The organism is Ensifer sp. VA4, from assembly GCF_055710065.1.
Map to the genome: position 1 here is coordinate 36,044 of NZ_JBVQPO010000008.1, position 24,795 is coordinate 60,838.

At 63.4% G+C, this 24,795-nt stretch carries 26 protein-coding genes; 17 read left to right on the forward strand and 9 right to left on the reverse strand.

Annotation, left to right across the window (positions count from 1 at the left end; genetic code table 11):
- Positions 1–4 precede the first annotated feature (4 nt).
- On the reverse strand, positions 5–652 hold the full coding sequence (locus AC0C6X_RS15210) for a DNA-3-methyladenine glycosylase family protein (RefSeq protein WP_173520563.1): 648 nt from the start codon (positions 650–652) through the stop codon (positions 5–7).
- 54 nt (positions 653–706) lie between these two features.
- Here AC0C6X_RS15210 and gluQRS point away from each other — a divergent pair, with 54 nt between their 5' ends.
- Positions 707–1,588 carry a tRNA glutamyl-Q(34) synthetase GluQRS gene (gene gluQRS / locus AC0C6X_RS15215; RefSeq protein WP_246304744.1) on the forward strand — a complete coding sequence of 294 codons (882 nt, stop codon included), beginning with the start codon at positions 707–709 and terminating at the stop codon, positions 1,586–1,588.
- Here the strand turns inward: gluQRS and AC0C6X_RS15220 are convergent.
- Complete coding sequence (locus tag AC0C6X_RS15220) at positions 1,577–2,485, reverse strand: YihY/virulence factor BrkB family protein (protein WP_173520561.1); 909 nt, start codon at positions 2,483–2,485, stop codon at positions 1,577–1,579. The genes gluQRS and AC0C6X_RS15220 overlap by 12 nt on opposite strands.
- Before the next feature lie 180 nt (positions 2,486–2,665).
- Here AC0C6X_RS15220 and AC0C6X_RS15225 point away from each other — a divergent pair, with 180 nt between their 5' ends.
- The 7 genes from AC0C6X_RS15225 to AC0C6X_RS15255 all read left to right on the forward strand — a co-directional run bounded on the left by AC0C6X_RS15225 (position 2,666) and on the right by AC0C6X_RS15255 (position 8,301).
- Complete coding sequence (locus tag AC0C6X_RS15225; RefSeq protein ID WP_173520560.1) at positions 2,666–3,499, forward strand: SDR family oxidoreductase; 834 nt, start codon at positions 2,666–2,668, stop codon at positions 3,497–3,499.
- Positions 3,500–3,523: 24 nt separating this feature from the next.
- Entirely contained in the window at positions 3,524–3,727 is a 204-nt protein-coding gene (locus AC0C6X_RS15230) for a twin transmembrane helix small protein (RefSeq protein WP_173520559.1), read from the forward strand.
- Between the two features lie 124 nt (positions 3,728–3,851).
- A complete protein-coding gene (locus AC0C6X_RS15235) occupies positions 3,852–4,430 on the forward strand; it encodes a cob(I)yrinic acid a,c-diamide adenosyltransferase (RefSeq protein WP_472953845.1) in 579 nt (192 codons plus the stop codon).
- Between the two features lie 63 nt (positions 4,431–4,493).
- The gene (locus AC0C6X_RS15240) at positions 4,494–5,285 is read left to right on the forward strand and encodes a rhomboid family intramembrane serine protease (RefSeq protein WP_472953848.1); all 792 of its coding nucleotides are present in this window, start codon (positions 4,494–4,496) and stop codon (positions 5,283–5,285) included.
- A 291-nt stretch (positions 5,286–5,576) separates the two neighbouring features.
- A complete protein-coding gene (locus AC0C6X_RS15245) occupies positions 5,577–6,326 on the forward strand; it encodes an electron transfer flavoprotein subunit beta/FixA family protein (RefSeq protein ID WP_173520556.1) in 750 nt (249 codons plus the stop codon).
- 23 nt (positions 6,327–6,349) lie between these two features.
- Positions 6,350–7,279, forward strand: coding sequence for an electron transfer flavoprotein subunit alpha/FixB family protein (locus AC0C6X_RS15250; protein ID WP_247960711.1), 930 nt, complete (start codon positions 6,350–6,352; stop codon positions 7,277–7,279).
- A 149-nt stretch (positions 7,280–7,428) separates the two neighbouring features.
- Complete coding sequence (locus tag AC0C6X_RS15255; protein ID WP_173520554.1) at positions 7,429–8,301, forward strand: 3-hydroxybutyryl-CoA dehydrogenase; 873 nt, start codon at positions 7,429–7,431, stop codon at positions 8,299–8,301.
- A gap of 69 nt (positions 8,302–8,370) precedes the next feature.
- Here AC0C6X_RS15255 and tlpA read toward each other — a convergent pair whose 3' ends face one another.
- Positions 8,371–9,042 carry a thiol:disulfide interchange protein TlpA gene (tlpA, locus tag AC0C6X_RS15260; protein ID WP_173520553.1) on the reverse strand — a complete coding sequence of 224 codons (672 nt, stop codon included), beginning with the start codon at positions 9,040–9,042 and terminating at the stop codon, positions 8,371–8,373.
- Positions 9,043–9,068: 26 nt separating this feature from the next.
- Between tlpA and argH the strand changes: the two genes are divergently transcribed.
- The 4 genes from argH to AC0C6X_RS15280 all read left to right on the forward strand — a co-directional run bounded on the left by argH (position 9,069) and on the right by AC0C6X_RS15280 (position 14,975).
- The gene (gene argH / locus AC0C6X_RS15265) at positions 9,069–10,472 is read left to right on the forward strand and encodes an argininosuccinate lyase (protein WP_247960710.1); all 1,404 of its coding nucleotides are present in this window, start codon (positions 9,069–9,071) and stop codon (positions 10,470–10,472) included.
- Between the two features lie 108 nt (positions 10,473–10,580).
- On the forward strand, positions 10,581–10,775 hold the full coding sequence (lptM, locus tag AC0C6X_RS15270) for an LPS translocon maturation chaperone LptM (RefSeq protein ID WP_173520551.1): 195 nt from the start codon (positions 10,581–10,583) through the stop codon (positions 10,773–10,775).
- Between the two features lie 73 nt (positions 10,776–10,848).
- Complete coding sequence (lysA, locus tag AC0C6X_RS15275) at positions 10,849–12,117, forward strand: diaminopimelate decarboxylase (RefSeq protein WP_247960709.1); 1,269 nt, start codon at positions 10,849–10,851, stop codon at positions 12,115–12,117.
- 203 nt (positions 12,118–12,320) lie between these two features.
- Positions 12,321–14,975 carry a TIGR02302 family protein gene (locus tag AC0C6X_RS15280; RefSeq protein ID WP_472953852.1) on the forward strand — a complete coding sequence of 885 codons (2,655 nt, stop codon included), beginning with the start codon at positions 12,321–12,323 and terminating at the stop codon, positions 14,973–14,975.
- 170 nt (positions 14,976–15,145) lie between these two features.
- Here AC0C6X_RS15280 and AC0C6X_RS15285 read toward each other — a convergent pair whose 3' ends face one another.
- The 3 genes from AC0C6X_RS15285 to AC0C6X_RS15295 form a co-directional block, all read right to left on the reverse strand.
- Entirely contained in the window at positions 15,146–15,505 is a 360-nt protein-coding gene (locus AC0C6X_RS15285; RefSeq protein ID WP_472953853.1) for a response regulator, read from the reverse strand.
- Positions 15,506–15,729: 224 nt separating this feature from the next.
- Entirely contained in the window at positions 15,730–16,275 is a 546-nt protein-coding gene (gene hpt, locus AC0C6X_RS15290; RefSeq protein WP_173520547.1) for a hypoxanthine phosphoribosyltransferase, read from the reverse strand.
- A gap of 63 nt (positions 16,276–16,338) precedes the next feature.
- On the reverse strand, positions 16,339–17,001 hold the full coding sequence (locus AC0C6X_RS15295) for a hypothetical protein (RefSeq protein WP_173520546.1): 663 nt from the start codon (positions 16,999–17,001) through the stop codon (positions 16,339–16,341).
- Between the two features lie 348 nt (positions 17,002–17,349).
- On the opposite strand from AC0C6X_RS15295, the gene ftsE reads away from it, so the two are divergent.
- The 4 genes from ftsE (at position 17,350) to AC0C6X_RS15315 (ending at position 20,705) form a co-directional block, all read left to right on the forward strand.
- Positions 17,350–17,973 carry a cell division ATP-binding protein FtsE gene (gene ftsE, locus AC0C6X_RS15300; RefSeq protein WP_246304743.1) on the forward strand — a complete coding sequence of 208 codons (624 nt, stop codon included), beginning with the start codon at positions 17,350–17,352 and terminating at the stop codon, positions 17,971–17,973.
- Positions 17,974–18,040: 67 nt separating this feature from the next.
- Positions 18,041–18,988, forward strand: a complete 948-nt coding sequence (locus tag AC0C6X_RS15305; RefSeq protein WP_376741740.1) for a cell division protein FtsX — start codon at positions 18,041–18,043, stop codon at positions 18,986–18,988.
- 98 nt (positions 18,989–19,086) lie between these two features.
- Positions 19,087–19,785 carry a YdcF family protein gene (locus tag AC0C6X_RS15310; protein ID WP_173520543.1) on the forward strand — a complete coding sequence of 233 codons (699 nt, stop codon included), beginning with the start codon at positions 19,087–19,089 and terminating at the stop codon, positions 19,783–19,785.
- Positions 19,786–19,913: 128 nt separating this feature from the next.
- Complete coding sequence (locus AC0C6X_RS15315; protein WP_173520542.1) at positions 19,914–20,705, forward strand: lysophospholipid acyltransferase family protein; 792 nt, start codon at positions 19,914–19,916, stop codon at positions 20,703–20,705.
- A 3-nt stretch (positions 20,706–20,708) separates the two neighbouring features.
- Here AC0C6X_RS15315 and AC0C6X_RS15320 read toward each other — a convergent pair whose 3' ends face one another.
- Positions 20,709–21,260, reverse strand: coding sequence for a gamma-glutamylcyclotransferase (locus AC0C6X_RS15320; protein WP_173520541.1), 552 nt, complete (start codon positions 21,258–21,260; stop codon positions 20,709–20,711).
- Positions 21,261–21,574: 314 nt separating this feature from the next.
- Between AC0C6X_RS15320 and AC0C6X_RS15325 the strand changes: the two genes are divergently transcribed.
- On the forward strand, positions 21,575–22,585 hold the full coding sequence (locus tag AC0C6X_RS15325; protein WP_472953857.1) for a DUF2125 domain-containing protein: 1,011 nt from the start codon (positions 21,575–21,577) through the stop codon (positions 22,583–22,585).
- A gap of 62 nt (positions 22,586–22,647) precedes the next feature.
- On the opposite strand, the gene AC0C6X_RS15330 is transcribed toward AC0C6X_RS15325, so the two are convergent.
- On the reverse strand, positions 22,648–23,571 hold the full coding sequence (locus AC0C6X_RS15330) for a prephenate/arogenate dehydrogenase family protein (protein WP_173520539.1): 924 nt from the start codon (positions 23,569–23,571) through the stop codon (positions 22,648–22,650).
- Positions 23,571–24,677, reverse strand: coding sequence for a histidinol-phosphate transaminase (hisC, locus tag AC0C6X_RS15335; RefSeq protein WP_173520538.1), 1,107 nt, complete (start codon positions 24,675–24,677; stop codon positions 23,571–23,573). The genes AC0C6X_RS15330 and hisC overlap by 1 nt, the downstream gene beginning before the upstream one ends.
- Between the last annotated feature and the right edge of the window lie 118 nt (positions 24,678–24,795).

The window sequence follows — 24,795 nt, forward strand, 5'->3', positions numbered from 1 at the left end:
TCCTTCAAGGTGTCACAGGAACAGCATCGCGGCGCATTTCCTGTGCGTAATAGGCCCAGAAGAGCCGCGCGGCGACGCTGCGCCAGGGCGACCAGGAGGCGGCGAGCGAATCAATTTCGCGTGCGGTCGGGCGCAATTCGAGACCGAGGCCGTGGCCGATCGCGTTCTGCAGCGCGACGTCGCCGGAGGGGAAGACGTCCGGGTGGCCGGCGCAAAACAAGAGATAGACCTCCGCAGTCCAGCGTCCCACGCCCTTGATCGCCGTCAGATCCCGGATCGCCTCGGTCGCTTCGGCGTCGCAGATCGCATCGAGATCGATCTCGCCTCCGACCACCACATCGGCGACACGACGCAGCGCATCCGCCTTGGCGCGTGAAAGACCGATTGCGCGGCAGTCCTCGTCGCTGAGCGAAATCACCCCTGATGCCGTGACCTCGCCGAGCCTCTCCTCCATCCGCCGCCAGATCGCCGCGGCACTCGCCTTCGAGACCATCTGCGACACGATGATGCTGGCAAGGCCGCGATAGCCGGGATCGGTTCGCCGGAGCGGCACCGGCCCGGCCTTGGCGACCACGTGCTCCAGGCGCGCATCCAGCATCACCAGACCGGAAAGCCCGGCTTCGATATCCTCATGTGTCCGGATGATCCGCATGACGCCTCCACAAAGCGGATGATTTTTATACCCCTTCCATGGCAAAGGAAAAGGATGCCAGACACGCCACCCGTTTTCCGCTTTGCCCCCAGCCCGAACGGCCTGCTTCACCTCGGCCATGCGCTTTCCGCGGTGCTGAACCACGACATGGCGAAGGCCACGAACGGCCGCTTCCTGCTGCGCATCGAGGATATCGACCAGACCCGTTGCCGCCCGGAATTCGAGGTCGCCATCTCCAGGGATCTCGCCTGGCTCGGCCTTAACTGGGAGCGCCCCGTGCGCCGCCAGTCGGACCACCTCGATGCCTATGCGTCAGCGCTCGAACGGCTGAACGAGCTCGGCGTGGTCTACCCTTCGGTCATGACCCGCGGCGAGATCAAGGCGGCCGTCGCCGAGGCCGAGGCCGACGGCCGGACCTGGCCGCGCGATCCGGACGGCACACCGCTCTATCCCGGTCGCGAACGCATCTATTCAGCAAGCGAGCGAGCAGCCTTGCTCGCAAGCGGCAGAGCCTATGCCTGGCGGCTCGACATGCAGAAGGCGATCAGCCTCCTCGGGGGAATCCCTCTCACCTGGGACGAGAGTGGCGCCGGGCCAATGGGCGAAGCCGGCGTCATCCTGGCCGACCCCGCCGCCTGGGGCGACGTCATCCTGTCGCGCTCCGATGCACCGTCGAGCTACCATCTGTCCGTCGTCGTCGATGATGCGCTGCAGGGCATCACCCATGTCGTGCGCGGCCGCGATCTCTATCATGCGACTTCCGTGCACCGGCTGCTGCAGCGGCTTCTGGACCTGCCGCAGCCGCTTTATCACCACCACCGGCTGATCCTCGGACCGGATGGCCGCAAACTGTCCAAGAGTAACCAGGATACCGGCATTGCGGCTTTCCGCGCCGCCGGCCGCACTCCGGAAGAGGTCCGGGCGTTAATCGTCTAAATCCTGTTCTTCGCGAACGGCCTCGTTTCCATTGCGGAACTGAAAGCTCCGCCGCACCATGCGCTTGACCCGGTATTTCAGGATCGCGGCATTGATCTCGGCGCCGATGATGAAGATGGCCGCGATCATGTAGAGGAACACGAGCACGATCATGATCGACGCTAGGCCCGCATAGGTCGAGACATAGGTGGCGAAGGTCGCGAGATAGGAAGCGAAGGCGTAGGCGCCGATCGTCCAGCAGATGAGCGTAAGCACAATGCCGGGGAGCACGTCGACCACCTTGCGGTGGCCGTCGGGCAGCCAGAGATGCGACACCAGAAGTCCACCGGTCAAGACGACCAGAGCGAGCGGCAGGCTCCAGTTGTCGACGGTTGCCAGGACGCCGCCGAACCAGGGCCACCATTCTCCGGCGTAACGCACCGCCAGCGGCACTGCGACCAGGAGGATGCTGAGCGCCGCCAGGATCAGCACGCCGGCGAGCACGAAGCCAAGGCTCGCGAGCCGGGTCACGTACCAGTAGCGGCTTTCACTCACGCGGTAGGCGCGGTTCAGCGAGACGCGCAGCGCCTCCACGCCGTTGGAGGCGAAATAGGCCGCGGCTAGAACGGAAACGGTCAAAAGTCCACCGCGCGGGATCGTCAACACCCGTACGATCTCGTCGGCGACAGGCTTGGCGATGGATTCGGGCCAGGCGTCGAATATCAGGTGCACGGCCGTTTCGGCGAACTGATCGGCGCCGAGAAAGCTGCCAAGTGCGGTGCCGAAGATCAGAAAGGGAAAGACGGCAAGCAGCGACGACAGAGCCACGTGGCTCGCCATCGCCCAACCGTCATCAAGGCTGAAATGCCAGAGCGCATCGAACACGACTTTCCAGGTGATGCGTATGAACGCTGGCATTCCATTCCAATCCTAAAGGGCCCGAGACCGCACACTCCGGCGCCGCCGTCCGGTACCGTTTCCTTGGCTTGACACGATCGCAATGGCGACAACGCTGGCGGGTTCCGGCTTGCGCAATTCAATTGTATCCCGCCGATGAATATGGGAAACGGAGGCAGGATTTCTACAGGAATCGATCGGATGACTGATCGCCCCACAATCATTGTCACCGGATGTTCGTCCGGGATCGGCGCCTATTGCGCGCGCGCGCTCCATGCCGATGGCTGGCGGGTCTTTGCCACCGTGCGTCGGGAAGAAGACCGCCAGTCTCTTGAGGCCGAAGGCATCGAAACCTTCCTGATGGACTATACCAAGCCGGAAACCATCGCCGCCCTGGCCGACACGGTGCTCGCGCTTTCCGGCGGACGGATCGACGCGCTGTTCAACAATGGCGCCTATGGCCAGGCGGGTGCGGTCGAGGATCTGCCGACCGAAGCGCTTCGGCTCCAGTTCGAAACCAACGTCATCGGCTGGCATGACCTGACGCGGCGGGTGATCCCGGCCATGCGGGCGCGTGGCAGCGGCCGCATCGTGCAATGCTCCTCCATCCTCGGCATCGTGCCCTATCGCTGGCGCGGCGCCTACAACGCCTCCAAGTTTGCAATCGAGGGGCTGTCGCTCACCCTCAAGATGGAACTTGCCGGCAGCGGCATCGAGGTGAGCCTCATCGAGCCCGGGCCGATCGCCTCCAAATTCACGACCAACGCGATCGCCTATATCGAACGCTTCATCGACCTCAAGAATTCGGTGCACCGCGTTGAATACGAACGACAGATGCGGCGCCTCCGGGGCGAGAGCAAACCCGCCCCCGGCAAGCTCGGCCCGGATGCGGTTTATGCGGTTTTGAAGCACGCGCTGGCAGCAAAGAAACCCAAACCGCACTATATTGTAACAAGGCCCGCCAGGCAGGGCGCGCTTCTGAAAAAACTCCTGCCGGCTGCATTGTTTTATCGCATCATCGGCCGACTTGGCTGAAGTAGAATTGCAAGGAAGAGTTCGATGTCCAGCTTCTTTACCGGCCTGACCCTGTTCATCATGGGCTTGGTCGTGATCGTTCTGATCCGTGGTCTCCTGAACATGGCGAAGGGCGGCAGCGGCAACACCTCCAACAAGCTGATGCAGGCACGTGTACTGTTGCAGGCGATCGCGATCGTCCTGATCATGGTGACGCTGTGGCTCACCGGCGGCGGTCGCCCGACCTAGATGACGCAATTCCGGACGGAAAGCCGTTTCACACCTTTCCTGGAATTGCTCGACCTAGAGACGCAATTCCGGACGGAAAGCCGTTTCACACCTTTCCTGGAATTGCTGAGGATCGTGACGATAGATGGTGAAGCTCAACAAGATCTACACCCGGACGGGTGACAATGGCACCACCGGGCTTGTTGCAGGTCCGCGCCGCCTCAAGAGCGACCTGCGGGTCGATGCCTATGGCGCGGTGGACGAGACCAACGCCTTCGTCGGCCTGGCGCGACAGCACACGGCCGATATGCCGGCGCTCGACGACGCGCTGATGCGGATCCAGAACGACCTCTTCGATCTCGGCGCAGATCTGGCGACGCCGGATACGGGAGAGCCGCCGCAATATGAGCCGCTTCGCATCGTGGCAGCACAGGTGACCTGGCTCGAGACCGAAATCGACCAGCTGAATGCCGAACTCGAACCCTTGCGTTCATTCGTGCTTCCGGCCGGCAGCCCCGCTTCCGCTGCGCTGCATGTCGCCCGCACCGTGGCGCGGCGGGCCGAGCGGCAGATGGTGGCGCTCGCCAATGTCGAAAGCGAGATCGTCAGCGCCGAAGCGATCGCCTACATCAACCGGCTCTCCGATTTCCTGTTTGTCGCGGCGCGCTCGGCAAATGACAGAGGCCAAGCCGACGTCCTTTGGGTTCCCGGAAAAAACAGATAACGTCCGCTTCCATAAAGTTCCCCGCGGGGAACCTTGGCATGATCCGCGCTTCGGGGAGACCGCATGTTCATACCGCTTCACGATACGAACGCCCTGAAGCACATCAAGGTCCAGTATGTCACGATCAGCCTGATCGCCATCAACATCGCCGTCTGGCTGATCACCGGGCCGATCGCCTCGGAAGAGTTCGCCAACGCGGCCATCCTCGGTTTCGGCTATATCCCGGCGCTCACCTTCGACTATGCCCAACTCGACCCCTCGCTGGTCATCGTTCCCGACGGCTTCACCTTCGTCACCTATTCCTTCCTGCATGGCGACGTCATGCATCTGGCGATGAACATGCTGTTTCTCTGGGTGTTCGGCGACAATGTCGAGGATGCGCTCGGGCATTTCCGCTTTCTGCTCTTCTATCTCCTCTGCGCCGCCGCAGGGGCGCTCGCCCATGGGCTCTTCGACCCGGCCTCCGAAGTACCGCTGATTGGCGCCTCCGGCGCGATCTCCGGCGTCGTTGCCGCCTATTTCCTTCTGCATCCGAAGGTGCGGGTCTGGGTTCTGGTGTTCTTCCGCATCCCGCTTCCCCTGCCAGCCGCCATTCCGCTGGCCTTCTGGATCGGCCAGCAGTTCTTCATGCTGGTCGTCGATCCCGGCAGCGGCGTTTCGTGGAGCGCCCATGTCGGCGGCATTGTCGCCGGCCTCGTCCTGGTGGTCATTTTGCGACGCCGCGACGTGCCGCTTTTCGACCGCACCATCGTCACGCCGCGCGCCGTCCGGCACAAGGCGGAGCCGGTTGCGGCCGGACAGGAACTGCCTGCGGATGCGACAAAACCGCCGATGCCCTGGGGACGCCAGACCTGAGCACGCCCTCGCCTCTCCCACGCATTCGACGCGGATTGGGCGCCATTTCAAGGACTTGCCTGCCACTGGCCCTGCCTTGACGGCCTGCAGACAACCGGCCCTGGAGGCCGCTTGCCATTTGTCAGTCTTACGTGTACGTAAACGTCATTCCAATTCTCGGGGTTATATCGATTTAGCGCCATGCACAGCGATTGTAATTGGAGAAAAAACGCGTATCGATGTCGCCAACCGACAATCAGGCGGCTCCGTTAAGGCGCATTTTCCTGCGAAAGCTCTTGGAGGGAAGAATCCATGAAAATACTTGTGACGGTGAAGCGGGTGGTTGACTACAACGTCAAGATCCGCGTGAAGGCAGACGGTTCGGGCGTCGAGCTTGCGAACGTGAAGATGTCGATGAACCCCTTCGACGAAATCTCGGTCGAAGAGGCGCTCAGGCTGAAGGAAGCCGGCAAGGCGAGTGAAGTTATCGTCGTTTCCGTCGGTCCGGCCAAGGCCGAAGAGACGCTCCGCACCGCGCTCGCCATGGGCGCCGACCGCGCCATCCTCGTCGAGACCGAAGACCAGGTCGAGCCGCTCGCCGTCGCCAAGATCGTCAAGGGTGTGGCCGAGGCCGAACAGCCGGGCCTGATCATCGTCGGCAAGCAGGCAATCGACGACGACTCGAACCAGACCGGCCAGATGTTGTCGGCCTTGCTCGGCTGGGCCCAGGGCACCTTTGCCTCCAAGGTCGAGATCGGCGACGGCAAGGCAACCGTGACGCGCGAAGTCGACGGCGGCCTGCAGACGATCGACATCAAGCTGCCGGCGGTGGTCACCACCGACCTGCGCCTCAACGAGCCGCGCTACGCCTCGCTGCCGAACATCATGAAGGCGAAGAAGAAGCCGCTCGACAAGAAGACCCCGGCCGACTTCGGCGTCGACACCGCCGCCCGCCTCAAGGTGCTGAAGACCGAGGAGCCGTCGGGCCGCAAGGCCGGCATCAAGGTCAAGTCGGTCGCCGAGCTCGTCGAGAAGCTCAAGACCGAAGCCGGCGTGCTCTAAGTTCAGCAAAGGGAGATTAAATCATGGCCATTCTTCTTCTGGCTGACCACGACAGCAACCACCTTTCCGACCAGACCGCCAAGGCGCTGACCGCTGCCACCAAGATCGGTGGCGACGTGCATGTGCTGGTTGCTGGTGCCGGCGCCAAGACGGCGGCCGAACAGGCCGCCAAGCTTGCCGGCGTCTCGAAGGTGCTCGTCGCCGACGACGCCTCGCTTGCCAACAACCTCGCCGAGCCCTTAGCAGCGCTGATCGTCTCGCTCGCCGGCAGTTACGACACGATCGTTGCCGCCGCGACCTCGGTCGGCAAGAACGTCATGCCGCGCGTTGCCGCCCTGCTCGACGTCAGCCAGGTCTCGGAAATCATCGAGGTCGTCTCCGCCGACACCTTCAAGCGCCCGATCTATGCCGGCAACGCCATCCAGACGGTGCAGACGACGGAAGCCAAGCGCGTCATCACCGTGCGTACCGCCGCCTTCGCCTCCGCTGCCGAAGACGGTTCGGCTGCGATCGAAACTGTTTCGGCGGCTGCCAACCCGGGCGTCTCCTCGTTCGTCGCCGACGCGCTGTCGTCGTCCGACCGCCCGGAACTGACCTCGGCAAAGATCATCATCTCCGGCGGTCGCGCGCTCGGCTCCTCGGAGAAGTTCCAGGAAGTGATCCTGCCGGTGGCCGACAAGCTCGGTGCCGCCGTCGGTGCTTCGCGCGCCGCCGTCGATGCCGGTTATGCTCCGAACGACTGGCAGGTCGGCCAGACCGGCAAGGTGGTCGCACCCGATCTCTACATCGCCTGCGGCATCTCCGGGGCGATCCAGCATCTCGCCGGCATGAAGGACTCCAAGGTGATCGTCGCGATCAACAAGGACGAGGAGGCGCCGATCTTCCAGGTCGCCGACTACGGCCTCGTCGCCGATCTCTTCGACGCCCTGCCGGAGTTGCAGAAGGCCCTGTAACCCACGGCAAGATCCGCCCGCCGCCGCCCATGAAAAGGGCTGGCAAAAGCGTGGACTTGGCATTAACAATCTACCGGGCCGGCCAAACCGGCCCGGTTTGCGTGTCTGAGGCGGCCTGGCCGCCCACTTGAAGATGGATGTTCGCCGCAATGATCAAGACGGTCGGAGTTATTGGTGCCGGGCAAATGGGCTGCGGCATTGCGCATGTTTCGGCAATCGCCGGATACAAGGTGCAGATCTACGATCTTGCCGCTGAACGGATCGAAGCGGGCCTTGCCACCATCAACGGCAATCTCGCCCGCCAGGTATCCTCCGGCAAGATGACCGACGAGGCGCGCAAGGCGGCGCTTGCGTTGATCAAGGGTTCCTCCGACATCAACGACCTGTCGCAGGCCGACCTCGTGATCGAAGCCGTCACCGAAGACGAAACGATCAAGCGCAAGATCTACGGCCAGGTTTGTCCGATCCTGAAGCCGGAAGCGATTTTGGCGACCAACACCTCTTCCCTGTCGATCACCCGCCTGGCCTCGGCCACCGATCGCCCCGAGCATTTCATGGGCATCCACTTCATGAACCCGGTTCCGGTGATGAAGCTCGTCGAGCTCGTGCGCGGCATCGCCACTGACGAGCAGACCTTCAAGACCGCCAAGGAATTCGTCGCGACGCTCGACAAGACCGTAACGGTCGCCGAAGATTTCCCGGCCTTCATCGTCAACCGCATCCTGCTGCCGATGATCAACGAGGCGATCTATACGCTTTACGAAGGCGTCGGCAGCGTCGAGGCCATCGACACGGCCATGAAGCTTGGCGCCAACCATCCGATGGGCCCGCTGCAGCTTGCCGACTTCATCGGCCTCGATACCTGCCTGTCGATCATGCAGGTGCTCTATGACGGCCTGGCGGATTCGAAGTATCGCCCCTGCCCGCTTCTGGTGAAATATGTCGAAGCCGGTTGGCTCGGCCGCAAGTCTGGCCGCGGCTTCTACGACTATCGTGGCGATGTCCCGGTTCCGACCCGGTAATGCCATCAGCAACTGACAAAAGAACCCGGCGCACCGCCGGGTTTTTCTTTGGGTGAGTTCTGATCCCGCTCAGCTGCCGGCAGCCGGGGCAATCGCCGCGCTGATCAGCGCCTTGGCGTCGTCGCTGTCCCAGGCGGCCGGGCCATTCATCGAGCCGATGAGGCAGCCCTTGTCGTCGAGCAGCAGCGTTGCCGGCAAGCCGAAGGCGAGACCTTCCTTCTTCATGTTGTTGAACACGCCCATAGACGCATCGCGGTAATAGGCAAGCTCATGCACGGCGGTCTCGTCGAGAAACGCCTTCGGCTTCTCGTCGTCGCCGACGTCGATATTGATCGCCACCACTTCGAACTTGTCGCTGCCGAGCGACTTCTGCAGCGCATTCAGCGCCGGCATTTCCTCGCGGCAGGGCACGCACCAGGTGGCCCACAGATTGACGAGCAGGGTCTTGCCGGCGAAAGCCGAGACGCTCGTCGGCTTGCCGTCGGGGCCGTTGAAGTCGAGCGCGATCGGCCGCGGTGACGACGCCGGCGCCATGGCGGCCACCTGCCCCTTCATCAGCGGCGTCAGTGATGCGACCTTGGCTGATGTCAGCGGGCAGCTGGCACTGGCCGTTTCGGTCTGCGCGCCATTGCCAGACCCCGTCTCCTTCACGTATACCGCTGCCGCACCGATGATCACGCCGAACAGGGCGGCGAGCGCGAACAGTTTCACGGCCGGGGGGGATTTCTTCTGGTCGGGCATCTCATTCTCCAAGGCGGGCATTCTTCATGACTGACGGCAATTCCGAGACGAAATCCTCCAACCAGATGTGGGGCGGTCGCTTTGCCTCGGGTCCGGACGCGATCATGGAGGAGATAAATGCCTCGATCGGCTTCGACAAGAAGCTCTATGCCCAGGATATCCGCGGCTCAATAGCGCATGCGACCATGCTGGCGCATCAAGGCATCATTTCGGCTGAAGACAAAGACAAGATCGTTCACGGCCTCAACACGATCCTGTCAGAAATCGAAAGCGGTCAGTTCGAGTTCTCGCGCCGCCTCGAAGACATCCATATGAACATCGAAGCGCGGCTGGCAACGCTGATCGGCCCCTCGGCCGGCCGCCTGCACACCGCCCGTTCGCGCAACGACCAGGTGGCGCTCGACTTCCGCCTCTGGGTCAAGGAAGAGTTGCAGAAGACCGAGAAGGCGCTGACGGCGCTGATCGCCGCCTTCCTCGACCGCGCCGAGGAACATGCCGACACCGTCATGCCCGGCTTCACCCACCTGCAGACGGCCCAGCCCGTCACCTTCGGCCACCATTGCATGGCCTATGTCGAAATGTTCGGCCGCGACCGCTCGCGCGTGCGCCACGCTATCGAGCATATGGACGAAAGCCCGATTGGCGCGGCGGCACTGGCCGGCACCGGTTTCCCGATCGACCGGCACATGACGGCCAAGGCGCTCGGCTTCGCCGGCCCCACCCGCAACTCGATCGACACCGTCTCCGACCGCGACTTCGCGCTCGAATTCCTGTCGATGGCATCGATTGCCGCCACGCACCTGTCGCGTCTCGCCGAAGAGATCGTCATCTGGTCGACGCCGCAATTCGGCTTCATCCGCCTGTCGGATGCGTTTTCGACCGGCTCCTCGATCATGCCGCAGAAGAAGAACCCCGACGCCGCGGAACTGGTGCGCGCCAAGACTGGCCGCATCAACGGTTCGCTGATCGCGCTGCTGACGGTCATGAAGGGCCTGCCGCTCGCCTATTCCAAGGACATGCAGGAAGACAAGGAACAGGTCTTCGACGCCGCCGAAAGCCTCGAACTGGCGATTGCCGCCATGACCGGCATGGTGCGTGACATGACTGTTCGCACCGACCGCATGAAGGCGGCCGCCGGCTCCGGCTATTCGACCGCGACCGATCTTGCCGACTGGCTGGTGCGCGAGGCGGGACTGCCCTTCCGTGACGCCCACCACGTCACCGGCCGTGCCGTCGCGCTGGCCGAACAGAAGGCCTGCGATCTGGCGGATCTTTCGCTTGCCGACCTGCAGTCGATCCATGCCGACATCACCGAGAAGGTCTTCGACGTGCTGACCGTCGAGGCCTCGGTTGCCAGCCGTACCTCTTTCGGCGGCACGGCCCCCAACGAGGTTCGCAAGCAGATCGCCTGGTGGCGCGCCCGCAACTAGGGACGGACGAAGGTGCGGGCGGTTTCCGCCCGCAAATTCAGGGTGCACAAGCGCCGGAAAAATCGATAAGACATCGCACCAGCATCAGTCCCGCGAAGGAAAATCACGATGACATTCACGAAGGCGGCCCGGCTTGCGCTCCTGCTGGCGATCCCCGGGCTGGTTCTTGTCGGTTGCGGACGCAAGGGTGATCTCGACCGCCCCGGTTCGACGGCGCCGATCAACACCAAGACGCCCGCCGGAACCGTGGAGCAGAAGGAAAAACCCGACGAACGTCCTTTCCTGCTCGATCCCCTCCTCTAGTTGAAATTACGCAATTCCGGACGGAAGATCGCATCATACTTCCCTGGAATTGCTCAAAGCCGAGCTGCAGCCCGTGAACCACTTCCAGTACCGCGACGGAATCCTCTACGCCGAAGACGTGCCGGTCACCGACATCGCGCGCGCCGTCGGCACACCCTTCTATTGCTATTCGACAGCCACACTCGAGCGCCACTATACGGTCTTTTCCAAGGCCTTCGCCGACGTGGACGCGATGGTCTGCTACGCCATGAAGGCCAATTCGAACCAGGCAGTGCTGAAGACGCTCGGTCACCTCGGCGCCGGCGTCGACGTCGTCTCGGGTGGCGAACTCCGCCGCGCGCTTGCCGCCGGCATTCCCGCAAGCCGGATCATGTTCTCCGGCGTCGGCAAGACGCCGCAGGAGATGGATCTGGCACTGGACGCTGGCATCTATTGCTTCAACGTCGAGTCCGAGCCGGAACTCGAGGTGCTGAACCAGCGTGCCGTGCGGGCCGGCAAGCGCGCCCACGTCTCCTTCCGCATCAATCCGGACGTCGACGCCAAGACCCACGCCAAGATTTCCACGGGCAAGAAGGAAAACAAGTTCGGCATTTCCTGGGAGCGCGCCCGCGCCGTCTATGCCCACGCCGCCACCCTGCCCGGCATTGAGGTGACCGGCATCGACATGCATATCGGCAGCCAGATCACCGAGCTGCAGCCCTTCGACGACGCCTTCAAGCTGCTGCGTGAACTGGTCGATACGCTGCGCTCCGACGGCCATTCGATCGACCACGTCGACATCGGCGGGGGCTTGGGCATTCCCTACAAGGACGACAACAACCCTCCGCCGCTGCCGGATGCCTACGCCGAAATCGTCAAGAGCCAGTTGCAGTCGCTCGGCTGCAAGATCGTCACCGAACCGGGTCGGCTGATCGTCGGCAATGCCGGCATCCTCGTGACGGAGGTCATCTACGTGAAGGATGGCGGCGACAAGACCTTCGTCATCGTCGACGGTGCGATGAACGACCTCATCCGCCCGACGCTTTACGAGGCCTATCACGAGATCCGCCCTGTTCGCATCTCCGCCGCCAATGCCCCGCGCATCCGCGCCGACGTCGTCGGGCCGGTCTGCGAAACCGGCGATTATCTGGCGCTCGATCGCGAAATGGCGATGCCGAAGCCCGGCGATCTCTTCGCGATCAGTTCGGCCGGTGCCTACGGCGCCGTCCAGGCCAGCACCTACAATTCCCGTCTGCTGATCCCCGAAGTTCTGGTCAAGGGCGACCGCTTCCACGTGGTTCGCCCGCGCCAGGATTACGATGCCCTGATCGGCCTCGATTCGGTTCCGGACTGGCTCGCCTGAGGCACCCCGCACCAACGACGACAAATTGTGGTCGCCACCCGGGCGATCACGATTCTGTTTGCGCCCTCGTCTTCGCCACAAACGATGGTATCCTGAAGGCCAGCGGGCTAAGCGACGCTGCGTGCCGTTTCCAGCCGCATCTCGCTTTACTATATTGGGTCAGCCACGAGCGTTGATGGGCGACCGAAAGGAAACTTGGGCGGATGACGCAATTCCGGCAGGATGAAACGCCACAACCGAAGCCGTTTTCGAGAACCCTGGCACTGAAGAGATGGCTGGCGCGCTCGGTGCTGGTCGCCGAACAGCTTCTGCCGCGCATCCTCCTGCCCGGTTCCATCGTTCTTCTGTTTCTCGCCTTCGCCTGGCTCGGCTTCTTCCGCGTGGCGCCGTTCTGGCTGCATGCCCTGACGCTCTTTGTCTTCGCCATCGGCTTCCTCGCATCCCTGGTGCCGCTGGCGCGGATCCGCTTGCCTGGAAATGCCGATGCCGACCGCATGCTGGAAGAGCGCAACGCCCTGCCCCATCAGGCAATCCGCGTCCAGGACGACCGGCCGGCAACCGACAATCCCCTGGGCGAAGCGCTTTGGCGCGAGCACCAGGCCCGCATGGCACGAATGATCGGTGCGCTGGATACGGGGCTTCCGCGTCCTGACATCGCCCGGCACGACCCTTTTGCCCTGCGCGCCGTGCCGGTGCTTCTCGCCTGTATCGCCTTTGCCTATTCCTATTCCAACCGCGCCGGCCTGCTGAGCGACGCGCTGCGCCTGCCGCAGGCTTCGGTCGAAACGGCTGACATCCGCATCGATGCCTGGGTGACGCCGCCGGCCTATACCGGCCGCGCCCCGATCTTCCTCACCGGCAAGCCGCAGGCCGCACCTGCGGCAGAGGACGGCGGAGCCATCACCATCCCGCAATTCAGCGACCTGACCGTCCGGGTCACCGGGGCAGGACCGGACCAGGTCGTCCGCTTTGCCGAAAGTGGCGCGGCCAAGGCAATCGCCATTCCGGCGGCCGGCGAGAAAGCCGAGGAAACGAAGCCCAAGCCGAAGGTAGGCGGAGCCGGACCGAAGGTCGCAGAAATGGCTGCGCCGGAGCCTGCCCGCAACCCGAATGCCGTGCGCAACCATGTCTACAAGGTCGTCAAGGACGGCGAGCTCGTCGTCGGGGAGCGGCGCTGGGCTTTCAAGATCATCCCGGACGGTGTGCCGCAGATCTCCTTCGACGGCATACCGCGTCCCACCGTCAATGCGGCGCTGGAAATCACCTTCGCGGCGACAGATGACTACGGCATCGCCCAGGCCTGGGCCGAGATCAAGCCGCTCGACGAAGCCGCGGAGGGGGCCCATCCGCTCTATCCGCTGCCCGAATACCGGCTCGACCTGCCACGCCGCAACGCGCGCGAGGCCAAGGGCACGACCAGCCGAAACCTCAGCGAACACCCGCTTGCGGGCAAGCGCGTGCGGATCAGCCTCGTCGCCCGCGACGCCGCTGGCCAGGAGGGCCGCAGCCCGCCGCAGGACATGATCCTGCCTGCCCGCCAGTTCATCCAGCCGCTCGCCGGCGCCGTGGCGGAACAGCGCCAGGTCTTCGCGCTCGATGCCAACGACCTGCCACGCGCCATCGACCTCAACGACGCCGTAGCCTCCCTTGCCGAGGACTGGATCCCCAACCTCACGCATTTCCTACTGCTGAAGTCGGCGCGGACACGCATGGCGCTTGCCTACAACGACGACATGCTGCGCGACGCCGCCGGATACCTCTGGGAGATTGCGCTCGGTATCGAAGACGGCGACCTGTCGCTCGCCGAACGGCGCCTGCGTGACGCGCAGCAGGCGCTCTCGGACGCCCTGGAGCGCAACGCGTCCGATCAGGAAATTGCCAAGCTGATGCAGGAGCTGCGCCAGGCCATGCAGGAATACATGCAGGCTCTCGCCCAGCAGGCGGCGAAAGACCCGCGCATGGCCGGAAAAATGAACCCGAACAACATCCTGCGCCAGCAGGATCTCGAAAAGATGATGAACCAGATCGAGAACCTGGCGCGCTCCGGCGCTCGCGATCAGGCACGCCAGATGCTGTCGGAGCTGCAGCGCATGATGAACAACCTGCAGGCCGGCCGCGGTCAGCAGCAGATGGGCGAGCAGAACGACGCCATGCGCCAGCAGATGGACAAGCTCGGCAAACTGATGCAGCAGCAGCAGCAGCTTATGGATGAGACGTTCAAGCTCGATCAGGCGCAGCGCGACCGCATGCAACGCGGCGACCCCTTGCAGGGTGAGGACAACGAGCTCTTCGGCCAGGAGATGCCGCAGGACCCGGGACAGCGCAGCGATCCAAACGGACAGCCCAATCCGCTCGACGACATGACCGCCGAACAGTTGAAGGATGCACTGAAGCAGTTGAAGCAGCAGCAGGATGAGCTCGGCAAGCAGCTCGGCGAACTTAACAGGAGCCTTGAAAGCATGGGCATCAAGCCGGGCAAGGGCTTCGGCGAAGCCCGGCGGGAAATGGACGGCGCTTCCGGCGCGCTCGGCAAGGGCCAGGGCGAACAGGCGGTCGGCAACCAGGGTCGCGCGCTGCAGGCCCTACGCCAGGGCGCCCAGGACATGATGAACCAGATGCAGAGCCAGGGTCAGGGCCCCGGCATGGGCGTTCCGCAATTCGGCCAGAACGGACGCGATCCGCTCGGCCGCCCCCAGAACAACCGGGGTCCGGAATTTGGCGACCACGTGAAGGTGCCCGAGGAATTCGACACGCAACGCGCCCGTCAGATCCTCGAAGAAATCCGCCGCCGGCTCGGGGATAACCTGTCGCCGGAAGTGGAACGCCAATATCTCGAGCGACTGCTAGACATGCAGTGAGGCCCGTAAGCCGGTTTGCCGCCAATTGAGCTAAGGATTCGCTGCTGCCCCTTCAGCCATTCTCGCGCAAAACGGCTGCGCACTTTAGCGCGACATGCACTGCGCTGCGAGCGGAACGCGGCGCTGGGCCCCGCAAGCGGGATAGCACTCAGTCGCCGGATTGGGCTTCGTCAGGCGGCCAGCGCAAGCGCAACGGCCTTGCGGATATCGGGAAGGGAAAAGGGCTTGGAGATGACGTCGACGATCTTGTCGGCGAGATCGTCGGCCCGCTCGCGCTGCTCGGCATAGCCGGTCATCAGCAGGATCTTCATTGCCGGAAAGGCGGCCGACGCTTGATGCGTCAGCTCGATGCCATCCATGACCGGCATGCGGATATCGGAAAGCAGGAGATCGAAAGCCTCGGTCTGGAGGCGCGCAAGGCCGTCGGCACCGTCGCCCGCCTCGACCGTCTCATGGCCGTCGAGCTTCAATGCCCGCGCGACGAAGGAACGCAACGCATCCTCGTCCTCGGTAATCAGGATCTTCGCCATCATGGCCTCCGCGTTTCCAAGGCGCGGCTCTCACGCCGGCGCCCGCACCTGATCCAAAAGGTTACAGCGGGCGTCAGTCATCGACGGGACACGACGGCGCTGCAGCACCGCGAATCCGATAGGGAATCACCACGCGGCGCATCCCCAACCAATCAGTTTTTCGTTTGTGTTCGGTAAACGCTGAGCGACCGGATTTCAGGATCGGCGTGCCGTTTTGACACACCTTACTCGGCGTCGCCGGTGACGACGCCGACAAAAGGCAGCTCGCGGAAGGCATAGGCGACATCCATGCCATAGCCGACAACGAAGTGATCGGGGCACTCGAAACCGACATAATCGGCCTCGAGCTCGACCTTGCGCTTGACCCGCTTGTCGAGCAGCACGGCGATCGTCACGTTGCGGGCGCCGCGCTCGTACATCAGCTCCTTGGCGAAACGCAGCGTCCGGCCGGATTCGAGAATGTCGTCGATCAAGAGCACGTCGCGTCCATGCACGTCGCTGTCGATATCCTTGGTGATCTTGACGCCCTGCGAGACCGTGCCGGTGCCGTAGCTCGACAGTGTGATGAACTCGACTTCCGGCGCAAGACCGGCCGAATGCATGGCGCGGATCAGATCGGCGGCGAAGATGAACGATCCCTTGAGCACCGCGATCACCAGCAGATCCTTGTGCGGACCGTTGACGATCATCCCGGCCAGCTCGCTGTTGCGCGCTGCAATCGTTTCGGCCGTGTAGAGAGGTTCGATTTTCTTACCGCGAACAACGGGCATCAAGGCTTCTCCAGCGTTTCATCCGGAAGACCTAAGCCTTCCCATCCGCGCCGCTTAGCACAATCAGCGGGCCGAAACACCGTTTTCAGCGAAGGAAACCGTCACATCGGGCATTTTTCCACCTGCATAGGGCAGCCGCGTCATGAAATGACGGCTCTCGCCCGCCGCGATCGCCGTGCCTTCGGGCATCACCCGCGTCGTCGTAACCTGGCGGCCGTTGGCTGCCACCCCCACCACGACGAGCGGCAAGCGTTGTTCGGCATCCGAGCGGTTGTCGATGGAGCCGTAGACGGAGAGCACGCGCATGCCGCCGGAATAATCCAGTGAACTCGTCACCCCTGATATCGTGAGCGGCTGGACATCGGCCTGCCCGTCACCCGCGAAACCGACGATCACCAGAAAGGATGCAAGCGCGAAACCGGCGACCAAGCCGGCGAAGCGGCGCATTGGCATGTCGCGAAGCCGCGCTTCGGCGAGGCTCAGCAGCCGGCCGGCAGGCGACGTTTCGTGGGCCACGACCGTCAAGCTCGGCCGTTTCCGATTTCCGATCCTGACCTTGTCATTGAACACCGGATAGGGCGCTCGGCGCGAAGAGGCCGCAATCACCTCGAACTCGGCATCGACATAGTCGACGCGTCGCGGCATTGCGGCTCCCTCACGTCCGCCCCGTTCGGGCGGCAGGAAGTCCGCCGAGGCGCCGGCGGTTTTGGTCCGGAATGCATGCATGACCAGTTCCTCCTGTCCCACAGGGAGACGGTGCGGCCCACGCGACCTACCGCCTCGACTGCGAAACCATCGGGCAACGCTGACCCTTGGCCTGCAAGAATCTAGGCATTGCATCAAATCTTTCCGACACGTAAACCGGAATGGTTAATGTTTCGGAAAGACGTCGCGAAAGGGGCGCCTTTTCATGAAAAATTAACCGCTGCTTAACCATGATTCCGCTGGCGGTTTTGCCTTTCGAGGCTGGTCGTCCTATGCGCGGAGGACCGGAACCGGCCATCGGTTGCAGGGCCGTGAGAGAGACTGGGCTGCCGCTTGATTCACTTTGAGAACGTCGGACTGCGTTATGGTATGGGACCGGAAATCCTCCGGGACCTGACCTTCGACATTCCGCGCCGGTCGTTCCAGTTCCTGACCGGCCCGTCGGGCGCCGGCAAGACCACCCTCTTGAAACTGCTCTTCCTCTCGCTGCAGCCGACGCGCGGCCTGATCCGGATGTTCGACCGCAACATTTCGTCGATCCCGCGCGAGGAATTCCCGATGCTGCGCCGTCGCGTCGGCATCGTCTTCCAGGATTTTCGCCTGCTCGACCACCTCACCACTTATGAGAATGTCGCTCTGCCGCTGCGCGTCCGCGGCAAGGAGGAATCGAGCTATCGCGCCGACGTGCTGGAACTCTTGAAATGGGTCGGCCTCGGCGAACGCATCAATGTCCTGCCGCCGGTCCTTTCAGGCGGCGAGAAACAGCGCGCGGCGATCGCCCGGGCGCTGATCGACCGGCCGGAGATCCTGCTTGCCGACGAGCCGACCGGCAACGTCGATCCGCCAATGGCCAGGCGCCTCCTCAATCTCTTCCTCGAACTGAACCGGCTCGGCACCGCCGTGGTGATCGCCACCCATGATCTGTCACTGATGGATCAGGTGGAAGCGCGGCGCATGATCCTTTCGCAGGGGCGGCTCGACATCTATGAGTGACAGCCGCACGAAACGCCAGAACAGCGCAGCCGAGCAGCCGCCGGAACAGCCGCCGCGCCGGACGGAAATGCGCGTGCGGCCGACCGGGCCGATCGTGCCTTCGACCAATGTCTCCGGCCATGCGCTGATGTGCGTCATCGCCATCATGTCGTTTCTTGCCTGCCTGACGCTCGGCGGCGTCAGCATGGTCCGGGCAACGGCCCAGAGCTGGCAGTCGCAGATTTCCCGCGAGATCACCATCCAGATAAAGCCGGACGACAGCCTGGACATGGACAAGGCGCTTGCCGACGCCCGTGACCTGGCCTTGACCTTCAGCGGTACGACGGACGGCCAGATCGTCGATCGCGCCGCCACGGCGCGCCTCCTGGAGCCCTGGCTCGGCGAAGGCCTCGATCTCGACGAGCTGCCGGTGCCGAGGCTGATCATCATCACCATCGACGAAAACAATCCGCCCGATTTCGCCGCCATGCGCAAGGCGCTGACGGAGACGATTCCGCAGGCCTTCCTCGACGACCACCGCACCTGGGTCGACCGGCTCGTGGCCATGGCCAACACCACGGCAATGATCGGCACCGGCGTGCTGGCGCTCGTCTTCTCGGCCATGGTGCTGACCGTGATCTTCGCCACCCGCGGCGCACTTTCCGGCAACCGCCACATCGTCGAGGTGCTGCATTTCGTCGGTGCCGAGGCCGGTTTCGTCGCCTCCGAGTTCCAGAAGCATTTCTTGAGGATCAGTCTCAAGGGTGCCGGCACCGGCGGCCTCTTGGCCGCGCTGTCCTTCGCGCTTGCCGGCTTCTGGCAATCGCAGACATTGGCAACACCGCAGACCGACCAGGCAACCGCGCTCTTCGGCACTTTCACCATTGGCTATGGCGGCTACCTCGGCATCGCCGCAATCATCGTCGTCATCGCCATCCTGACGACAGTGACCGCGCGCTTGACCGTCATGCGCACGATCTACGAGATCGATCTCATCCGTTCGGACCCCGGCCGCACGGACCTCTACCAAAGCTGACCGGCCCGATGTTTCGCTGCGCCTCGATCTATTCCTTGCCGCAATCTGCGGCTATGTGAAAGAGAATCATGATGGCGCGAGAGTTACGCGGGAACGGGATGACCGGAGGAGGCAAATGGCAGGGGAGAGCCGACGATCGCCGGCGGCCCCGCAGCCTCTTGCGCAAAATTCTCCGGCGAACCTTCTTTGTCCTGCTGCTGCCGCTCGCGCTCCTGATTGCCGCCTTCCTGAATTTTGCCGACACCGTCGCATCGCTGCAGCCGCCCGTGCATCCCAAGGCGGATGCGATCGTCGTCCTGACCGGCGGCTTCCAGCGCATCGATCAGGCGGTCGATCTCTTGAAGGGTGGCGCCGGCAGGCGCCTGCTGATCTCCGGTGTTCACCCGACGACCACCGGCAGCCAGATCCGGCGCAACACCCAGAGTTCCGCCGATCTTTTCAAATGCTGCGTCGACATCGGCCATGAGGCGATCGATACGATCGGCAACGCCACGGAAACGGCGCAATGGATCCGCGATCGCGGCTATACGAGCGTGCTCGTCGTCACCAACAATTACCATATGCCGCGCAGCCTGCTGGAGCTTCGGCGCACCCGCCCGGAGACGGAGTTCATCCCCTACCCGGTCGTCAACTCGGATCTCAAGACGACGAACTGGCTGCGCAACCCGATGGTATTGAAATCGATCCTCCTGGAGTTCGGGAAATATACGATCGCTTCGATTCGCGATTTCGCCGGCGCCCGGCCGACGAGCGGTCTGCGCACCGATCCCTCCCGCGCCACGCCGGCCGAAGAATAGAGACCATCGGGGACGTCGCCGGCCTAAAGTGAGGAAGGGCAGTTTTCCTTCGGCACGTATTCGTGTAGGCAGCCATCCATCGGCCTGACGCCGAGCCCCGTGAGAACCCGCCTACGAGAGCGTGCCTGATGATCGTCTTGCGTTCGATCCTTTTCAACATGGTGTTCTACGCCAATCTGATCGTGCAGATGATCGTGCTGACGCCGATCTATTTCCTGCTGCCGCGCAAGAAGGCCTGGTTCGTTCCCAAGAACTGGGTGCGCAGCAATCACTGGCTGCTCGAGAAGATGGTCGGGACGACCTTCGAGATCGAAGGCTTGGAGAATCTCCCTGATGTCCCCTACATCTTCGCCCCCAAGCACCAGTCCTTCTGGGATGCCTATGCGCTGCTTCCCTGGCTCGACGATCCTTTCTACATCCTGAAGCGCGAGCTCACCTGGATCCCGCTGTTCGGCTGGTACATTCTCAAGCAGCGCATGGTTCCGGTGAACCGGGCCGCACGCGGCAGGGCCATGACCAGCGTCATGGATCGCACCAAGCAGGAGATGGCAACCGGCCGCGAACTCATCATCTACCCGGAAGGCACGCGCCGCCCACCGGGGGCGCCGCCGGAATACAAATATGGCATCGCCCGTCTCTATCGCGATCTGAACGTGCCGGTCGTGCCGGTCGCCATGCATCCCGGCCTCTTTTGGCCGCGCCGCAAGTTCCTGCGCTTTCCCGGCCATTTCAAGGTCCGCATCCTGCCACCGGTCGAGGCAGGCATGGATCCGGATGCATTCCTTGCCAAGCTGGTGGAAGTCACGGAGAAGGCCAGCGACGAACTGCTCGTCGAAACGGTGAAGAACAATCCGCATTTGCCGCTGCCGCCGACAGCCGAACAACGGCTGAAGGAACTGAAGGCGGCAGGCCGCGCCTGAGCATCAGGCGCGCGCGCGCCGTGGCGTCTGCTGGAGCAATTCGACCACCTCTTCCAACCAGTGATCGCGGATACCCATTTCTCGCAGATGGGCGAGCGTATTGAACACATACTCGCTGTTCGGACCGGATTTTCCGATCGAAACCGCGACGATATCGGCGGCCTGCGAGGCTGTGAGCGTGCCCGCATATTGTACGTGGTCGCGGTCGATGACGTAGGCAAGCGCCGGCACGCGCCGCCCGTCGGCAAGCAGCACCGGCATCATGCGCTCCTTGTAGACATGCGTCACCAGTTCCCGCTCGCGCAGATAGTCGACGACGTCAGCCTGCTGCCCGCGCTCGACGCGGAATGCCGTGCCGATGCAGGAGCCGCCACGGTCGAGTCCGAGCACCAGTCCCGGCCGCTGCTCGGTGCCCCGATGAACCCAGGAATGCACGCAGAGTGAGCGGCGATAGCCGAAGGCGCGCGCCGTCAGCTTCTCCTCGAAGGCAAAGCCCGGGTTCCACATCAGCGACCCGTAGCCAAAGACCCAAAATTCGTCCATATCCACTGTCATTCAACCCGCGCTGTCTGCTCTCGCCACCGAATCATGATCGGCCCGTTGGAATGGTCAGCCATGTCGGTTTCTACGGCACAGCATCTCGGCACGAAAGAGACAAGCTCGTCCTCGTGCACCCGAACGAAAGAATAGTTTTGCGGATCGGCGGCGCCACCCGAAAGGCAGCCGCAATCCGGTTTAGAGTGGGATGAGGAAAGGTGTTTGCGGTTTTCCGCCCACATCCCGCTCTAGCTTGTTAGAAGCGATCACGCTTATGGCTTGGGTCGAGCCGACCCAAGATCATCGTGACCTAAAGTGAGGTATCCGCGCCCATGTCGGCAACCGCAGTTTCCAATCCCTCGCCGGTCAGCCGGAAGTTCCGCTGGCTGACCGCAGGCATCGTGCTTGTCGCCGGCATCTATTCGGCCGGATGGTTTCTCGCCGCCGATCAGATCGAGAAGCGTCTCACGACCCGTCTCGCCGACGGGCAGGCAGCCGGCCTCGGCGGCGAATGCACGAACATGGACGTGCGCGGCTTTCCCTTTCGCATCGGCCTCTTCTGCGACAAGGTCCATCTCGACGATACCCGTCACGGCACGTCGGCCTCCTTCGGAGCGCTGCGGACGGCCGCCCAGGTCTACCAGCCCGGCCATGCCGTGATCGAGCTTGATGGCCCGGCCGAAATCCGGGCCTCGCCCGGCCTCAACGTCTCCGCCGACTGGACCCTGCTGCATGCAAGCGTGCGCGCGACCTTGTCCGGCGTCGACCGCACCTCGCTCACCTATGACAATCTCACCGGCCGGGTGCGGCTGCCGCTCTCGGGCGACGGACTTGGCTTCGGCGCCAGCCACGGCGAACTGCATCTGCGCCAGAACGGCGCGGACCTCGATGCGGCCCTGAGCGTCGACAAGCTCGATCTTCGTCCGGAGGAAGGCCCGAGCTACGCGCCGCCGGCCACCGTCGCCGCGGACCTCACTTTCACCGACAAGGCGGCCTGGATGACGGCCACGCCGACGCCGCAAATGTTTCGCGGCAGCAAGGGCGAACTCAGGCAGCTCAACCTCGATCTCGGCTCCGGGATGAACGCCAAGCTTTCCGGTCCCTTCTCGGTCAACGACCAGGGACTGATCTCCGGCGAGTTCTCGCTGACGATGACGAACATCGAGGCCTGGCGGGCCAATCTGGTCGAGCTGATCCCCGACGATGCCAACCTCGTCGACAACACCGCCAACATGCTGAAAGCGCTCGCCAACGGCAAGGACGAAGCGACGGTGAAACTCAACGTGCGCGACGGCACCGCGTTTCTCGCCTTCATCCCGATCGGCGTCCTGCCGACACTCTAAGACGCCGAGAAACGCAACTCCGCGAGGAAGGCCGCTTCACGGTCTTCCTCGACCTGCTCAAGTTATTTCTGGTCCATGGCATGCCGGCCGAAGTCCGGCATCGCCGTATCCTGGCCCGCCTGGATGATCGAGCGGCGGATGGCGCGGGTGCGGGTGAAGAGGTCGAAGAGCTTCTCGCCGTCGCCCCAGCGGATCGCCCGCTGCAGATAGGCGAGATCCTCCGAAAACCGCGCCAGCATCTCCAGGATCGCATCCTTGTTGTGCAGACAGACGTCACGCCACATGGTGGGATCGGATGCCGCGAGACGGGTGAAATCGCGGAAACCCGAGGCGGAATACTTGATGACTTCGGATTCGGTTACCGTCTCCAGGTCATCGGCGGTACCGACGATGTTGTAGGCGATGATGTGCGGCAGGTGCGAAACGATCGCCAGCACCTTGTCGTGATGCTCGGCATCCATCTCCTCGACCATCGAGCCGAGCGTTTCCCAGAAACGCCGGAGCCGCGCGACAGCTTCCCCATCAGCGCCTTCCGGCGGCGTCAGGATGCACCAGCGGCCGCGGAAGAGGCCGACGAAGCCGGCATCCGGCCCGGAATGCTCGGTGCCGGCGATCGGATGCCCCGGCACGAAATGAACGGTTTCCGGCAGATGCGGCGTCATCTGCGCGATCACCGAGCCCTTGGTCGAGCCGACATCGGTGACGATCGCGCCGGGTTTCAGATGCGCCGCGATCTCGGCGGCAACGGCGCCGGATGCGCCGACAGGCACCGAGACGATGACGAGGTCAGCATCGCGAACGGCGTCGGCCGCCGACAGCGTATAGCGATCGCCGAGCCCGAGCTCCTGCGTGCGCTTCAGCGTCGCCTCGCTGCGCGTGGAAACGACGAGCGTACCGGCGAGCTGTTTTTCGCGGATTTCACGCGCGATTGACGAGCCGATGAGACCAATCCCGATGAGGGCGATCGTTTCAAACTGCTGAGCCATTATTTCCGTCCCATGAATTCGGTCAGCGCCGCGATGACGCCTTCGTTGGCTTCTTGCGAGCCGATGGTCATGCGCAGTGCATTGGGGAAACCGTAGCTGCCGACCGCCCGCAGGATATAGCCGCGGCCGGTCAGGAAAACATCGGCTTCCTCGGCCCGCTTGCCGGCTTCCTCCGGAAAGTGGATCAGCACGAAGTTGGTGACCGAAGGCGTGACGCGCAGGCCGATCGCCTCGAGCGCTTCGCTGACACGCGCAAGCCAGGTGAGATTGTGATCGATCGCCGTTGCCACGAAAGCCTGATCACGGATCGCCGCAGCGCCCGCTGCAATGGCCGGAGCACTGAGGTTGAAGGGCCCGCGAACGCGGTCGACCGCATCGATCACCTCCGGCGGCGCATACATCCAGCCGATGCGCAAGCCCGCGAGACCGTAGATCTTCGAGAAGGTGCGGGTCATCACCACATTGCGGCTGGCCGAGACGAGCTCCAGGCCGGCGGCATAGTCGTTGCGGCGCACATATTCGGCGTAGGCCGCATCAAGCACCAGCAGCACGCCCTCGGGCAGGCCCGCGTGCAGCCGGCGAACTTCGTCGACCGGAATGTAGGTGCCGGTCGGGTTGGCGGGATTGGCGAGAAAGACGACCTTCGTCCGCTCGGTCACCGCCGAAAGGATCGCGTCGACGTCGACGCGCGCATCCTTCTCCTTGACGGTAACGGGCGTCGCGCCCGAAGCCAGGATCTGGATCTTGTAGACGAGGAAGCCATGCTCGGTGATGATGCCTTCGTCGCCGGACCCGAGATAGGTGTGGCAGAGAAGTCCGAGCAGTTCGTCCGAGCCGTTGCCGCACATGATGTTTGCCGGGTTGAGGCCGTGCACGGCGCCGATCGCCTCGCGAAGCGCCCGCGCCTGGCCGTCCGGATAACGTTCCAGGTTGAAGGCGGCCGCCTGGAAGGCTTCGATTGCCTTCGGGCTGGCGCCGAGCGGCGTCTCGTTCGACGAAAGTTTATGCACCTTGGCGACACCCGGCGCATGCTCCTTGCCCGGCACATAGGCGGCAATATCCAGGATGCCGGAACGCGGCTCGGGGCTCTTCGAAGCAAGGCTCATTGGGTCAGCTTTCTATGGCCGTCAAAGTGCCACAGCGACCGCTGCGCACCTTGGGAGGCGCAGGGCGCTGCAGGCAGGAAAAGAGGTCAAGGCATTAGCGGCGCAAGCGGCTTTTGTC